Here is a 15,148-nt window from a genome sequence, read left to right as displayed (position 1 = left end):
CAGATGCTGGCGTATATTTTTCGGCGACTGTTGCTGATCATCCCGACCCTGTTCGGCATTCTGCTGATCAATTTCGTGATCATCCAGGCCGCGCCCGGCGGACCGGTTGAGCAGATGATCGCCAAGCTCGAAGGCTTCGAAGGCGCCACCAGCCGCATCGCCGGCGGCGGCGCCGAAGTGTCGGTGGCCGGCTCCGCCTATCGCGGCGCGCAAGGTCTGGACCCGGCGCTGATCAAGGAAATCGAGCACATGTACGGTTTCGACAAGTCGGCGCCGGAACGGCTGTGGATCATGGTCAAGAACTACGCGCGGCTGGACTTCGGCGACAGCTTTTTCCGCGACGCCAAGGTCATCGACCTGATCAAGGAGAAGATGCCAGTGTCGATCTCGCTCGGGCTGTGGAGCACGCTGATCATGTACCTGGTGTCGATCCCGCTGGGGATCGCCAAGGCCACGCGGCACGGCAGTCACTTCGACGTCTGGACCAGTTCGGCGATCATCGTCGGTTATGCGATCCCGGCGTTCCTCTTTGCGATTCTGCTGATCGTTGTGTTTGCCGGCGGCAGTTATCTGGACTGGTTTCCGCTACGCGGCCTGACCTCGAACAACTTTGACGAGTTGAGCCTGGGCGGCAAGGTCCTCGACTACTTCTGGCACCTGGCGCTGCCGGTGACGGCGCTGGTGATCGGCAACTTCGCGACCATGACCCTGCTGACCAAGAACAGCTTTCTCGACGAGATCAACAAGCAGTACGTGGTCACCGCCAAAGCCAAGGGCCTGACCCGCCATCGCGTGCTCTACGGCCATGTATTCCGCAATGCGATGCTGCTGGTGATTGCCGGGTTTCCGTCGGCGTTCATCGGCATCTTCTTCACCGGCTCGCTGCTGGTGGAGGTGATCTTCTCCCTCGACGGCCTCGGCCTGATGAGTTTCGAAGCGGCGATCAACCGCGATTACCCGGTGGTGTTCGGCACCCTGTTCATCTTCACCCTGCTGGGGCTGGTGGTGAAACTGATCGGCGACCTCACCTACACCCTGGTCGATCCACGCATCGACTTCGCCAGCCGGGAGCATTGAGATGAACCTGTCCCCGCTCAACCGCCGGCGCTTCGAACTGTTCAAGGCCAACAAGCGTGGCTGGTGGTCGCTGTGGCTGTTCCTGATCCTGTTCGGCCTGAGCCTCGGCGCCGAACTGATCGCCAACGACAAGCCGCTGGTGGTGCACTACGACAACAACTGGTACTTCCCGGCGATCAAGCGCTATCCGGAAACCACCTTCGGCGGCGAGTTCCCGCTGGAAGCCAACTACAAGAGCCCGTACATTCAGGAGCTGCTCAAGGCCAAGGACGCGTGGGTGCTGTGGGCACCGATTCCGTTCAGTTACCAGAGCATCAACTACGACCTGAAAGTCCCGGCCCCTGCCCCGCCCTCGACGGTGAACCTGCTGGGCACCGACGATCAGGGCCGCGATGTGCTGGCGCGGGTGATCTACGGCTTCCGGATTTCCGTGCTGTTCGCCCTGACCCTGACCGTGCTCAGCTCGATCATCGGCGTGATCGCCGGCGCGTTGCAGGGCTTCTATGGCGGCTGGGTGGATTTGGCCGGCCAGCGCTTTCTGGAGATCTGGTCGGGTTTGCCGGTGCTGTACCTGCTGATCATTCTCGCCAGCTTCGTCCAGCCGAATTTCTGGTGGCTGCTGGGGATCATGCTGCTGTTCTCGTGGATGAGCCTGGTGGACGTGGTGCGCGCCGAGTTCCTGCGCGGGCGCAACCTCGAATACGTGCGTGCGGCCCGGGCGCTGGGGATGCAGAACGGCGCGATCATGTTTCGCCACATCCTGCCCAACGCCATGGTCTCGACCATGACCTTCATGCCGTTCATCCTGACCGGCGCCATCGGCACCCTCACCGCGCTGGATTTCCTCGGTTTCGGCTTGCCGGCCGGCAGTCCGTCGCTGGGTGAACTGGTGGCTCAGGGTAAATCCAACCTGCAGGCGCCGTGGCTGGGCATGAGCGCGTTTGCGGTGCTGGCGCTGATGCTGAGCCTGCTGGTGTTTATCGGCGAGTCCGCTCGCGATGCCTTCGACCCGAGGAAGTGAAATGAATCAGGACAATCTGATCGAAATCCGCGACCTCGCCGTCGAATTCGGCACGGGCGATCGCGCGCACCGGGTGGTCGAAGGTGTGAGTTTCGACATCAAGCGTGGCGAGACTCTGGCGCTGGTGGGCGAATCGGGCTCGGGCAAGTCGGTGACGGCGCACTCGATCCTGCGCCTGCTGCCCTACCCGCTGGCCCGGCATCCGGCCGGCAGCATCACTTATTCCGGGCAGAACCTGCTGGAACTGAGCGAAAAGACCATCCGTCATATCCGTGGCAACCGGATCGCGATGATCTTCCAGGAACCGATGACCTCGCTCAACCCGCTGCACTCCATCGAAAAACAGATCAACGAGATCCTCGGCATCCACAAAGGCCTGAGCGGCAAGGTCGCGACCAAGCGCACGCTGGAGCTGCTGGAAATGGTCGGCATCCCCGAGCCGCACAAGCGCCTCAAGGCCCTGCCCCACGAGTTGTCTGGCGGCCAGCGCCAGCGGGTGATGATCGCCATGGCCCTGGCCAACGAGCCGGAACTGCTGATCGCCGACGAGCCGACCACCGCGCTGGACGTGACCGTTCAGCTGAAAATCCTCGACCTGCTCAAGGAATTGCAGGCTCGATTGGGCATGGCGCTGCTACTGATCAGTCACGATTTGAACCTGGTGCGAAGAATTGCGCATCGCGTATGTGTCATGCAGCGCGGTTGCATCGTCGAACAGGCATCGTGCGCAGAGCTGTTCCGTTCTCCGCAGCATCCGTACACTCGGGAGCTGCTGGCGGCGGAGCCCAGCGGAGGCCCGGCGAGCAATAAAATCGGCGCGCCGCTGTTGCAGGTCGAGGACTTGAAAGTCTGGTTCCCGATCAAGAAAGGCCTGCTCAAACGCACGGTGGATCACGTCAAGGCAGTGGACGGCATCAATTTCAGCCTGCCTCAGGGTCAGACCCTGGGGATCGTGGGGGAAAGCGGTTCCGGCAAATCCACTCTCGGTCTGGCGATCTTGCGGTTGATCGGCAGCAAAGGCGCGATCCGTTTTGAGGGCAAGCAGCTAGACTGCCTGACGCAGAACGAGGTTCGCCCGTTGCGTCGGGAGATGCAGGTGGTGTTCCAGGACCCGTTCGGCAGCCTGAGCCCGCGGATGTGCGTAAGCGACATCGTTGGCGAAGGCCTGCGGATCCACAGGATGGGTACCGCCGCCGAGCAGGAAGCGGCGATTATTGCGGCATTGAAGGAGGTAGGTCTGGATCCGGAAACCCGGCACCGCTACCCCCACGAATTTTCCGGTGGGCAGCGGCAGCGTATCGCCATTGCCCGGGCCTTGGTGCTCAAACCGGCGCTGATCCTTCTGGACGAGCCGACTTCGGCCCTCGACCGGACGGTGCAGCGGCAAGTGGTGGAGCTGTTGCGTTCACTGCAAGCCAAGTACAACCTGACGTATTTGTTCATCAGCCATGACCTGGCTGTTGTGAAAGCGCTGAGCCACCAGTTGATGGTGGTCAAGCATGGCCAAGTGGTCGAACAGGGAGACGCGCAAAGTATTTTTGCCGCCCCCCAACATCCGTATACACAGCAGTTGCTGGAAGCCGCTTTTCTGGCACCAGCCACTGCGCAATAACCTGAAAGAGGAGCAACACATGGGTTTTCTCGCCGGTAAGCGCGTACTGATCGTCGGTGTCGCCAGCAAGCTGTCCATCGCATCCGGCATCGCTGCCGCCATGCATCGCGAGGGCGCTGAGCTTGCCTTCACTTATCAGAACGAAAAACTGAAAGGTCGCGTTGAAGAGTTCGCACAGGGCTGGGGTTCGAGCCCTGAGCTGTGCTTCCCGTGCGACGTGGCCAGCGATGCGGAAATCGCCAAGGTCTTCGAAGAACTGAGCAAGAAGTGGGACGGCCTGGACTGCATCGTGCACTCCGTGGGCTTCGCACCGGGCGATCAACTGGACGGCGACTTCACCGAAGTCACCACCCGTGAAGGCTACCGCATCTCCCACGACATCAGCGCCTACAGCTTCGTCGCCCTGGCCAAGGCCGGTCGCGAAATGATGAAGGGCCGCAACGGCAGCCTGCTGACCCTGTCCTACCTGGGCGCCGAGCGCACCATGCCGAACTACAACGTCATGGGTATGGCCAAGGCTTCGCTGGAAGCCGGCGTCCGTTACCTGGCCGGCTCCCTGGGCCCGGAAGGCACTCGCGTCAACTGCGTATCGGCCGGCCCGATCCGCACCCTGGCCGCTTCCGGCATCAAGAGCTTCCGCAAGATGCTGGCCGCCAACGAAGCGCAGACCCCGCTGCGTCGCAACGTCACCATCGAAGAAGTCGGCAACGTCGGCGCCTTCCTGTGCTCGGACCTGGCGTCCGGCATCAGCGGTGAAATCACCTACGTGGACGGCGGCTTCAACACCACCGCCATGGGCAACATCGAAGAGTAATCTTCGCGCTGCCGATAAAAAGCCCGCCGATTGGCGGGCTTTTTATTGCCTGCGATTTGAGCAATATCGTTTTTCTGTGTGATTCAGCCTGCTGACTGATCGCGATGTATCAATCCACGCCCCCGGTGCGCCTGATACCGTCATCGCGAGCAGGCTCGCTCCCACAATTGAAAAGCACAGCGCTAGACTCAGGTCACCCAACCGTCGATTGAGGCCTTCCCATGCAACTCAGCCCTTTCCATCTGGCCATTCCCGTATACGACCTCGCCACCGCCCGGCATTTTTACCGTGAAGTGTTTGGCCTCGAAGAGGGCCGCTCCAGCGATCACTGGGTCGACTTCAATTTCTTCGGTCATCAACTGGTGATTCACCTGGCGCCGAAAAACGCCTCGCAAGAAGCCGCCCACACCAACGCTGTGGACGGGCATGACGTGCCGGTGCCGCATTTTGGTATGGTGCTGGGGATGGAGGAATGGCACGCGCTGGCCGAGCGCCTGAAATCGCTGGGCACGCGGTTTGTGATCGAGCCGGGGATTCGTTTTCAGGGTCAGGTGGGCGAGCAGGCGACGATGTTTCTGTTCGACCCGTGCGGCAATGCGCTGGAGTTCAAGGCGTTCAAGGATATCGGGCAGTTGTTTGCCAAGTGATCCTTGGTGCCAACGCCATCGCTAGCAGGCTAGCTCCCACAGGTAATGCATTCAAATTGTGGGAGCCAGCCTGCTGGCGATAGGGCCAGCATTAGCAGCGCTTCAAGGCCTGCTTATGGGCATACATCGCCCCATCCGCATCCGCCAACAGCTTGTCCACGGTTTCATGCCGTCGCGGGTCGTATTCGATCTGCCCGACACTGAAGCGAATCGCGTAACCCCGGTGCAACGTGGCATTGCGCTCCTCGAGGATTTCCTTGAGCCGCGCCATGATTGCCGTGGTTTCGATGTGGCTGGAGCCGGTCAGCAGCGCCACGAATTCATCGCCACCCAAGCGCCCGACCACGTCGCTCTCGCGAAAGGCAATGCGCAACACATCGGCGAAGGTCTTGAGCGCGCTGTCGCCCTCGGCGTGCCCATAAAGATCGTTGATCTGCTTGAAATCATTGAGGTCGAAAAACAGCAGCGTCGCCGGTTTGTCCATCCGTGCGCAGGCGTCCAGCGCATGCTGGGCCAGCATCTTGAAGCCCCGGCGGTTGGACAGCAGCGTCAGCTCGTCCATGCTCGCCATCTGCACGGCCATCAGTTCCTGCTCGGCCATGCCGGCGAGATCACGCAGCAACTCGCGTTCTTCGTCGTCGAGTTCGCGGGGTTTGGTGTCGATCAGGCACAAGGTGCCCATCTTGTTGCCGTTGGGCACGGTCAGCGGGTAACCGGCGTAGAAGCGGATGTTCGGATCGCCGGTCACCAACGGATTGTCGTGAAAACGCTCGTCCTCGCGGGCATCGGGCACCAGCAGCAGTTCATCCTTGAGAATCGCGTGGCCGCAGAACGAAACAGAACGTGGCGTTTCGGTAGTGTCCAGCCCCACGCAGGACTTGAACCATTGCCGCTCCTTGTCCACCAGCGTGACCAGCGCAATCGGTACATTGAACAGGCGCCTGGCCAGACGGGTCAGGCGGTCGAAGCGTTCTTCGGGGGCAGTATCGAGGAGGTTCAATCCATACAGCGCCTGAACCCGAGCCGCCTCATTGGCGGGTTTGCCTGGAACCAGCATCAGTACACTCCATTGTCATCAGTGGTCTTTAGCGTAGACCGATTCGGCGATGACTCAAATGCTCATCCGCCGGCCACCGGGCATGGCCCTCCGGCATCCGCCCACAGCTTGAACTGACTGACGAAGATGTCGTGGGGCACCGGCACCGGTTGCCGTCCTGCTCCGGGATCCCAGCCCCAGAGCACCAGTTTGTCCTCGCTGACGTGCTTGATCAGCGCGGCGAAGTCCCGGTCGCCGTTGCTGCTGCGGTCCTTGATCATCGCGCACAGGCGATCCGGCGGCAGGCCAATCCAGGCCATCTTGTGCGATGCCGGCGGCAGGCTCCAGTGCGGCGCACCCGGTGGCGCATGGGGGCCGTAACTGGCCGGAGGATTGCTCTCGGCGTGGCAGGTGGCGCAGGGCAAACCGGCGGCGCCCTTGCCGTCCATGCCGCGCACCACGTTCATCGCGTGGGGGGTGCCGGCGTCGAACTGCAACGGTGAATCCCCGGGAATGTGGCAGTTCTGGCAACGCGGGCTCTGGAACACTTTCTGCACCGTGCCAAAGGCCTTCAGGGCTTCCTGATCGTCAGCGAACAGGTCCGAAGCGTAACCGCCCAGACCGACCAGAATCACCGTGCCCAACAACAGATGTCGTTTCATCTCACACCCCCGACAGTTGCAGCGGCAGTTCCCGCAGGCGCTGCCCGGTCAGGGCGAACACCGCGTTGGCCACCGCCGGCGCGGTGGGCGGCACACCGGCCTCGCCGATGCCACCGGGCTTGTCCGTGCTCGGCATGATATGCACCTCGACCACCGGCATCTCGTTCAGCCGCAGCACTTGATAGTCGTGATAGTTGGACTGCACGACCTGACCGTCCTTGAGCGTCAGCTTGCTGTGCAACGCCATGCCCAGGCCGAAGGTGATGCACGACTCCATCTGCGCGGCGATGCTCTGCGGGTTGACCGCAATCCCGCAATCCACCGCACACACCACCCGGTGTACGCGGATCTTCAGGTTGTCCTGGGACACCTCGGCAACTTGCGCCACATAGCTTCCGAATGACTCGTGCACCGCAACGCCCAGCGCATGGCCGTCGGGCAGCGGCGCTTTCCAGTTGGCCTTCTCCACCGCCAGATTCAACACGCCAAGGTGTCGGGCGTGATCCTTGAGCAACGTTCGCCGGTATTCCACCGGGTCCTTGCCCGCCGCCGTGGCCATCTCATCGATCAGCGACTCCATGACAAACGCGGTGTGGCTGTGGCCCACCGAGCGCAGCCACAGCACGTTGATCCCGGTGGCCGGCGAATGCAGATCGACCTGATGATCCGCCAGCCCCTGGATGTAAGGACTGTCCGCCACGCCCTCGACCGAGGTCTGATCGACGCCGTTATTGACCATGGTTTTTTCCAGCATGGTGCCGGCCATGATCGACTGCCCCACCAGCACATGCTGCCACGCCAGCGGCATGCCGTCGGCACCGAGGCCGATCCGCGCCTGATGCAGGAACATCGAGCGGTAGTAGCCGCCGCGAATGTCATCCTCCCGCGACCACACGGTTTTCACCGGCATCACGGCAGCCTTCGCCACTTGCACCGCTTCGGCGACAAAGTCCGAGGTCGGGTTGGCCCGCCGACCGAAGCCGCCACCGAGGAATTCGGTGTGGATTTCCACCTGCTCGGGTTTGAGTCCGGTGATCTTGCCGGCGATCATTTGGTCCAGCGTCTGAAATTGTGTGCCGGTCCAGATCTCGCATTTGTCGGCGGTGATCTTCACCGTGCAGTTGAGCGGCTCCATCGGCGCATGAGCCAGATACGGAACGCTGTACTCGACATCGATTTTCTTCGCCGCTTTGCCAAAGCTGCCCTTGGCATCCCCGGCCTGACTGGCGGAAATTCCCGGTGTGGCCGCGAGTTTGCGGAAACTCTCCAGCAGCTTTTCGCTGCTCAGATCCGCGTGTGGCCCCAGATCCCAATCGACTTTCAATGCATCACGACCGAGCTTCGCCGCCCAGTAGTGATCAGCAATCACCGCCACGCCGGTCGGCACCTGCACCACTTTGCGTACACCGGGAACGGCCAGTGCCTGCGCGCCTTCAAAGGATTTGACGCTGGCGCCAAACACCGGCGCCCGGGCGACCATCGCCGTCATCAGTCCGTCGAACTGCACGTCCATACCGAACTTGGCGCGGCCGGTGATTTTCTCCGGGGTGTCGAGGCGTTTGGTGGGTTTACCGATGATTTTCCAGTCTTTGGCCTCCTTGAAGGTGATCGACTTCGGATCCGGCACCGGCAGTTGCCCGGCGGCATCCGCCAGTTCGCCGTAGGTGGCGCGGTTGTCGCCGGCAATCACCACGCCGGATTCGGTGCGAATCGTCGAGGGCGCCACGTTGAAACGCTTGGCCGCCGCCTCGATCAACATCTGCCGCGCGGTGGCTCCCGCGAGCCGATAACGGTCGAACTCCATCCAGGTCGAGGTCGACCCACCGGTGATCTGCATCCCGCCAAACGCCGGCATGCCGTAATCGGCAGCCGAGGCCGGCGAGTGCTCGACGCGGATCTTCGACCAGTCGGCGTCCAGTTCTTCGGCGATCAACATGGTCAGGCCGGTCCAGATGCCCTGACCCATTTCCGAATGGCCGAGCAGCACGGTGACGCTGTTGTCCGGCGCAATCCGCAGGAACGCGTTCGGCGCAAAGGCCTTGCCTTCATTTTCCGCCGCCGTGGCAAACCGGTTGCCACCGGGCACCACAAACGCCACCACCAGACCACCGCCAAGTACCGCACTGCCCTTGAGAAATCCGCGACGGGATACAGGACTGTTCATCACTCACCTCCCCTCGCTCAGCCGATGTCGGCGGCACGTTTGACCGCTGCGCGGATTCTTGGATAGGTGCCGCAGCGGCAGATGTTGCCGGAGAGCGCCTGATCGATGTCGCTGTCGGTGGGTTTGGGGATTTTCGCCAGCAACGCGGCGGCGGACATGATCTGCCCGGACTGGCAGTAGCCACACTGCACCACGTCCAGCTCGGCCCAGGCCTGTTGCACCGGGTGCGAGCCGTCGGTCGAGAGACCTTCGATGGTGAGGATCTTCTGCCCATGGGCTACAGCGGTGGTCGGGGTGATGCAGGATCGCAGCGGTGCGCCATCGACGTGTACGGTGCACGCGCCACACTGGGCCATGCCACAACCGAACTTGGTGCCGGTCAGGTGCGCGACATCGCGCAGAACCCAGAGCAACGGCATGTCCGCGGGGACATCGAGCTCCTGATCCTTGCCATTGATGTTCAAGGTCAGCATCGGGGATTTCCTCAGACTCACGGTGTTCTGAAGGGGCGTTGCGACAGCATTCGATACCGTGCACGCCTCGGCTTATCCCTTTCAGCTAAGCGCATTTTGCCCCGACGACCAGCCGCCGCGACCACCGGTCATGGCTGTGCTGTCAGCGGCACCGGCAGGTTGAGCACGATCTGGGCGTCCTTGATCACGTCCAGACGCAGAATCCGCGAAGCCCCGAGGCCATCGAGCAACTGGCTCAGCGGGCCGCCATTGCGATCCAGCTGCACATCGCGGGGAAACAGGCGTTGGGCAAAGGATAGTGTGTTGCTCTGCACCACGCTCTGGTGCCACAGGCCATCGACCTGATGAATCATGGTGGCGGTGTTCATGCGTGATTGCGGGGTGACGTTTTTCAGGGTCGGCAGCGGCGCTTTCAGTACCAGGTCCGGCAGGCCCTTGTGCCCTTCGATGCGAGCACTGACGCTAGCGCCGATGTTCACGTTGATGTCGGCGCGCCATTTGGGCAGTTGATAGCCGTGCACACCGCGCACCCGGGCGATTTCGGTGTTCACCGGCAGCGCCAGCACATGGGCGGTGAAGCTGCGTCGGCGCATGGCGTCCATCAGTTCCAGCGCGTGGGAGCCACGGGCGCCGGGGCGACGCACGACAATCGCCACGGAGACTTCGTCGTACGGATCGTTATCGCAGACCGAGTAAGAGAAAAACGTCAGCGCCACCAGCCCGTAGCCGGGAAACGCCCGCAGCGGCTCAAGCGGCGCCGGCAACGTGGCGCGCAAGCGGTCCAGCGGTGCGAGGAACAGCAACTGCACGCTGCCGGATCGGTAATAGAAGTTCGGCGCCCAGGTCGGCCCGACTCTGGACGCGACCTGCTGCTTGGGAATGCGCCGGAAGAAGTCGATGTTGCCGGCGGCCTTGTCCCGGGCCACTTCGTCGAGGTCGGGGTTCATGCGGAAACGGTCGTAGTAGCCGCCCTCCAGCACCTCGACCTTGTGCGATCCGAATTCGACTTCTGTAAAGCGCTTGCTCATGTTCGCTGACCTTTCTCGATGAGTGGCCCGGCAGGTGGCCGGTCAGCGCCACTCTAAGGTTCAACCAAACTTTAAGGTCAAGCGCACAACGGCTATGGCCCACCATTCACGCCAGCGATGACCGTTCGGAACTTGTTTGACCTTAAAGCGCACTTCAATCCTAGAGTTCATAACGCTTGTCTTCCCCCCTTCACGTTTCCGTTCCGCATTTTCCAGGAGTAGCGAACATGGGCTATGTCACAACGAAAGACGGCGTCGAAATCTTCTACAAGGACTGGGGTCCGAAAGACGCCCCGGTGATCCACTTCCATCATGGCTGGCCGCTCAGCGCGGACGATTGGGATGCGCAGATGCTGTTCTTCCTCGCCCAGGGCTTCCGGGTCGTGGCCCACGACCGACGCGGTCACGGGCGTTCGAGCCAGGTCTGGGACGGCCACGACATGGATCACTACGCTGACGACGTGGCGGCGGTGGTCAATCATCTGGGGACGCAGAAAGCCGTGCATGTCGGCCACTCCACCGGTGGCGGCGAAGTCATCCATTACATCGCCCGGCATGGCGAGGATAGGGTTTCCAAAGCCGCAATCATCAGTGCCGTGCCGCCCCTCATGGTGAAAACCGAGAGCAATCCGGGTGGTCTGCCGAAGTCGGTGTTCGACGATCTTCAGGCCCAATTGGCGGCCAATCGTGCGCAGTTCTATCACGATGTGCCGGCCGGTCCGTTCTATGGCTACAACCGGCCGGGGGCCAAGCCTTCGGAACCCGTCGTGCTCAACTGGTGGCGTCAGGGCATGATGGGCGGCGCCAAGGCGCACTATGATGGGATCGTGGCGTTCTCACAGACCGACTTCACCGAAGACCTGAAAGGTATTTCGATCCCGGTGCTGGTGATGCACGGCGATGACGACCAGATCGTTCCGTATGAAGACTCCGGTGTGCTCTCCGCCAAACTGCTGAAGAACAGCACGCTGAAGATTTATCCGGGCTTCCCTCACGGCATGCCGACTACCGAGGCGCCGACGATCAACGCGGATTTGCTGGCCTTTATTCGCGGCTGATTTTATTGGCCGGGGTCAGGTGCGATACCTGCCCCCGGCTACTCTTCGGTTCTCCCCGCCCCCTCGCGATTACCCACATAGTGTCTGGCCAATGGAAACGCCGGCAGCCACGACTCGCGCCGCACCGTCCAGAGTTCATAAGTCGGCTGTAACTGATCGGGCGCATCCAGCGCGCCGAGACTGACCTCGATTTCATCACCACTGCGCCCGAACACCGACGACCCGCAGCGCGGGCAGAAAAACCGCCCGTCGTAATCACGGGTTTCGCCGGTGATGGTCACCGCCTCCGCCGGAAAGATCGCCGCCGACGCAAACAGCGCGCCATGGTGTTTGCGGCAATCCAGACAATGGCAAACGCCAACCCGCCAGGGTCGGCCCGCCGTTTCGATCCGCACCGCGCCGCACAGACAACCGCCCGTCAGTCGATCCATGGCACACCTCCCGCAAATGGAATATCCGGTGAGTGAAAATAGCAGCGCAATGGGGGAACGCTTACAATCGTGGCCCATTACCACCATTCAGACAGACCACTCCCTTCATGGCGCTCGACCCCCTTACGATGTTGACCATTTCCACCGCCCTGGCAGCGGCGGCCGCCCTTTACCTGGCGGTCGAATGGCGCAGCATCCGCGAATCCTCATTGCTGTTCTGGAGCGCCGGTTTCGCCACCATCACCGTCGGCTCGAGTCTGGCCCTGTTGCGCGCCAACGGTTATCCGCTGATCGGCATCTGGTTCGCCAACGGTTTGCTGGTCGTTGCGCACTGGCTGTTCCTGCTGGGCGTCGCGCGGTTTACCCGGCGGTCGTTGTCGCGAGCCTGGTACTTGATGTTCCTCGTGTGGCTGGCGTTGCTGCTGTTACCGGAAGATCCCTCGTGGTCGAAGATCATGCTGGTGGCCAACTCGCTGCTAATTGCCGCGTTGATGCTGCGAGCCAGTCTGTTGCTGCGCCCGCACGGCAAGTCGCTGAGCATCGGCGCCGTGCAACTGCGTTATGTGCTGTTGATTCACGGGCTGTTTTATTTTGCCAAGGCAATTACGGCGGTGCTCCCGGGCACGCTGATCGACCTGGCGGCGTTTCGCGGCACGATCATCCAGATTTCCCTGGTCGAAGGCGCGATGGCAATCATGCTGATCGCGCTGTCGATGACCGGCACCGAGCGTTACCGCCGGGAAAAACAGATCGCCGAACTGGCCGCCCGGGATCCGCTGACCGCGCTGTACAACCGCCGCGCCCTCGAAGTCCACGCGCCGCGCCTGCTCGATCAAGTCTCCAGCGCCCGCCCCGGCGCCCTGCTGCTGATCGACATCGACAACTTCAAATTGATCAACGATCTGTATGGCCACACGGCCGGCGACCGCCTGCTGATCTCGCTCAGCGAAATGATCCGCTCGCAGCTGCCTCAGGGCGCGCTGGCGGCAAGGCTGGGCGGTGATGAATTCGTCATGTTGCTGGGCGATGCTTCCCACGAACAGATCATGGTGCTGGGCAGCGAGCTGCGTGAGCAGTTTCAGCAGATGACCTCTCAGTCCTACGTCACCCCGGAAGCGGTAACGCTGAGCATCGGCGCCAAGGTGTTCGACCAGCCACCGGCCAGCCTCGCGGCATTGATCGAACAGGGTGACAGCGCGCTCTACGAATCCAAGCGCGGCGGACGCAACCGGATTCGTCTGGCGGACTGCACCTGACCTATCCTTGCCTGCACCCGCTTTCTTGGAGTTCGTCATGTCCTCGCCTGAATCCATCCTTTTGCAGAGCTGGAGCCACAACGCTCAGGCCTGGACCGAAGCCATCCGCAGTGGCGCCATCGAAAGCCGCCAACAAGTCACCGATCAGGCGATTCTGTTGGCGGTGATGGGGCGCCAGCCGGAGCGCGTGCTCGATCTGGGATGCGGCGAAGGCTGGCTGTTGCGGGCGCTGGCTGAACGCGGGATCGAAGCGGTCGGCGCGGATGGTGATGCCACGCTGGCCGAGGCCGCGCGGGTGGCCGGTTCATCGCCGGTGCATGTCGCCAGCTACGAAGAGCTGGTTGAGGCGAAGGTCGATATAGGCCGCGATTACGACCTGATCTGCGCCAACTTCTCCCTGCTGCATCAGGACATCATCCCGCTGCTCGCCGCCATGAACGCCCTGCTCGCCCCCGGCGGCGCGCTGGTGATCCAGACGCTGCATCCATGGTCGGTGGCCGCCGGTGATTATCAGGATGGCTGGCGGGAGGAAACCTTCGACGGCTTCAAAGGCCAGTGGCAGCCGATGCCGTGGTATTTCCGCACCCTGTCCAGTTGGCTGAATGCGCTGGACATGGCCGGGTTTCAGTTGACCAGCCTGCGCGAGCCGCAGCATCCGCAAAGCCCCGTGCCACAGTCGTTGTTGATGATTGCCGAGCTTCGTGGCTGAAAAAGCTACAGCCTCGGCTTGAGCAGAATCGCGGTGTAATGCCGTAAAAACAAAACAAAAGCCGCACACCAGAGCACCACGGACAACCCCAGTCCCAGACCGGAAAACGGCACCAGCAACACCCGGCAACCCGCCGCGATCAACACCAATGCAAAGCCCAGCACCACGGCTTTCGGTGGCTGCAACAGCCGCCCGGTGTGGCCGAGGCTGACCCGCGCAATCATCGCCAGAATCAACCCGCCTACCCCGCCAACCGCCAGCGCATGGGTCGCCAGACTTTGCTGACCAAGCAGCCCCAGATGCCACGCCGCCATGGCCCAGATCGCCAGCGCCATCCACCCGTAAGCCAGGTACAACGACCAGAGCAGCGGCACCCGCCACATCCCGCGATCATGCCAGCGGATCAGCCGCAGTATCTGCAAACTGCCGGTGAGCGCAAACAGCGCTGCCAGCCACGGCCGGAGCACATCGTTAAGACCCGTCGCAAACGTGATCGCCGTCAGCAGACTGCCGACCAACAGCAACCGCGTGGGTAGCGGATGGGCGGCCGGCGCCGATGGACGGTTCAAGCCTCGCTGGATGAAGAACGGAATCACCCGTCCGCCGATCACAGTCATCAGCGCCGCAATCAGCCACAACGCGCCCAGCACGCCTTGGCGCTGCAAACCGGTGTCATCGTTGAACAGGCCAATCAAGGTCAGTGCCTGACAACCCGCTATCAGCGCGAGCACCAGCACAATCGGGTAGTTATCGCGCTTGCCCGCAGCGATCAGATCCCGTGCCAGCAGCACCGCCAGCAAGGGCAGAAAGGCCCATTGCAGCGCGAGAATCAATGCAACGGGCAACGGCATCCACCAAGCCACTCGCCCGAGCAACCAGACGATCACCAACGCAATCAACGCCCCGCCGCGCACGCCGGGAATCCCCGTCCAGTTGGGCACCGCCGTCAGCAGAAACCCGGCAACGATCGCCGCCGCGAAACCGAACGGCATTTCATGCCGATGCCAGGCGAGCATGCCGCCCGCCGGTTGCGGGTCGAACCAGTGACCGTATAGCCACAAGCCCCAGATCAGAATCGCCAGCGCGGCGAATCCGGCACCGGCCAGAAACAGCGGCCGAAAACCCAGGCTGAACACAGGTGCTGCGGCGAGTCTGCGCAT

The 15,148-nt window shown here is 62.2% G+C and carries 15 protein-coding genes; 8 read left to right on the top strand and 7 right to left on the bottom strand.

Annotated features, from left to right (window positions below; all coding sequences use genetic code 11):
• Positions 1-3: 3 nt before the first annotated feature.
• From DLD99_RS11560 to DLD99_RS11540, 5 genes are all read left to right on the top strand, one after another.
• Positions 4-1,077 (top strand): microcin C ABC transporter permease YejB, encoded by a 1,074-nt coding sequence (locus DLD99_RS11560; RefSeq protein WP_085708600.1) that lies wholly within the window; start codon positions 4-6, stop codon positions 1,075-1,077.
• 1 nt (position 1,078) lies between these two features.
• Complete coding sequence (locus tag DLD99_RS11555; protein ID WP_085708601.1) at positions 1,079-2,098, top strand: ABC transporter permease; 1,020 nt, start codon at positions 1,079-1,081, stop codon at positions 2,096-2,098.
• Between the two features lies 1 nt (position 2,099).
• Complete coding sequence (locus tag DLD99_RS11550) at positions 2,100-3,710, top strand: ABC transporter ATP-binding protein (RefSeq protein ID WP_114882284.1); 1,611 nt, start codon at positions 2,100-2,102, stop codon at positions 3,708-3,710.
• Positions 3,711-3,729: 19 nt separating this feature from the next.
• Positions 3,730-4,524: an enoyl-ACP reductase FabI gene (gene fabI / locus DLD99_RS11545; RefSeq protein ID WP_085708603.1), complete on the top strand. Its 795-nt coding sequence runs from the start codon at positions 3,730-3,732 to the stop codon at positions 4,522-4,524.
• 221 nt (positions 4,525-4,745) lie between these two features.
• Complete coding sequence (locus DLD99_RS11540; protein WP_114882283.1) at positions 4,746-5,171, top strand: VOC family protein; 426 nt, start codon at positions 4,746-4,748, stop codon at positions 5,169-5,171.
• A gap of 91 nt (positions 5,172-5,262) precedes the next feature.
• On the opposite strand, the gene DLD99_RS11535 is transcribed toward DLD99_RS11540, so the two are convergent.
• The 5 genes from DLD99_RS11535 to DLD99_RS11515 all read right to left on the bottom strand — a co-directional run bounded on the left by DLD99_RS11535 (position 5,263) and on the right by DLD99_RS11515 (position 10,534).
• Complete coding sequence (locus DLD99_RS11535; protein WP_114882282.1) at positions 5,263-6,228, bottom strand: sensor domain-containing diguanylate cyclase; 966 nt, start codon at positions 6,226-6,228, stop codon at positions 5,263-5,265.
• A gap of 62 nt (positions 6,229-6,290) precedes the next feature.
• Positions 6,291-6,869 carry a hypothetical protein gene (locus DLD99_RS11530; protein ID WP_114882281.1) on the bottom strand — a complete coding sequence of 193 codons (579 nt, stop codon included), beginning with the start codon at positions 6,867-6,869 and terminating at the stop codon, positions 6,291-6,293.
• Position 6,870: 1 nt separating this feature from the next.
• Entirely contained in the window at positions 6,871-9,033 is a 2,163-nt protein-coding gene (locus DLD99_RS11525; protein ID WP_114882280.1) for a xanthine dehydrogenase family protein molybdopterin-binding subunit, read from the bottom strand.
• Positions 9,034-9,050: 17 nt separating this feature from the next.
• Positions 9,051-9,506 carry a (2Fe-2S)-binding protein gene (locus DLD99_RS11520; RefSeq protein ID WP_114882279.1) on the bottom strand — a complete coding sequence of 152 codons (456 nt, stop codon included), beginning with the start codon at positions 9,504-9,506 and terminating at the stop codon, positions 9,051-9,053.
• A 128-nt stretch (positions 9,507-9,634) separates the two neighbouring features.
• Positions 9,635-10,534: an acetoacetate decarboxylase family protein gene (locus DLD99_RS11515; protein WP_114882278.1), complete on the bottom strand. Its 900-nt coding sequence runs from the start codon at positions 10,532-10,534 to the stop codon at positions 9,635-9,637.
• Positions 10,535-10,761: 227 nt separating this feature from the next.
• On the opposite strand from DLD99_RS11515, the gene DLD99_RS11510 reads away from it, so the two are divergent.
• Positions 10,762-11,592, top strand: a complete 831-nt coding sequence (locus DLD99_RS11510; protein ID WP_114882277.1) for an alpha/beta fold hydrolase — start codon at positions 10,762-10,764, stop codon at positions 11,590-11,592.
• A gap of 38 nt (positions 11,593-11,630) precedes the next feature.
• Here the strand turns inward: DLD99_RS11510 and DLD99_RS11505 are convergent, their stop codons facing one another.
• Positions 11,631-12,023 carry a GFA family protein gene (locus tag DLD99_RS11505; protein ID WP_114882276.1) on the bottom strand — a complete coding sequence of 131 codons (393 nt, stop codon included), beginning with the start codon at positions 12,021-12,023 and terminating at the stop codon, positions 11,631-11,633.
• A 107-nt stretch (positions 12,024-12,130) separates the two neighbouring features.
• On the opposite strand from DLD99_RS11505, the gene DLD99_RS11500 reads away from it, so the two are divergent.
• On the top strand, positions 12,131-13,279 hold the full coding sequence (locus DLD99_RS11500) for a GGDEF domain-containing protein (RefSeq protein ID WP_114882275.1): 1,149 nt from the start codon (positions 12,131-12,133) through the stop codon (positions 13,277-13,279).
• A gap of 37 nt (positions 13,280-13,316) precedes the next feature.
• Positions 13,317-13,988 carry a class I SAM-dependent methyltransferase gene (locus tag DLD99_RS11495; protein WP_114882274.1) on the top strand — a complete coding sequence of 224 codons (672 nt, stop codon included), beginning with the start codon at positions 13,317-13,319 and terminating at the stop codon, positions 13,986-13,988.
• Between the two features lie 5 nt (positions 13,989-13,993).
• On the opposite strand, the gene DLD99_RS11490 is transcribed toward DLD99_RS11495, so the two are convergent.
• Entirely contained in the window at positions 13,994-15,148 is a 1,155-nt protein-coding gene (locus DLD99_RS11490) for an NnrS family protein (RefSeq protein WP_114882273.1), read from the bottom strand.

Source organism: Pseudomonas kribbensis (assembly GCF_003352185.1).
Classification (GTDB): Bacteria; Pseudomonadota; Gammaproteobacteria; order Pseudomonadales; family Pseudomonadaceae; genus Aquipseudomonas; species Aquipseudomonas kribbensis.
The sequence above is the reverse complement of the archived record's forward strand: the minus strand, read 5'-3'. Positions and strand labels throughout refer to the sequence as shown.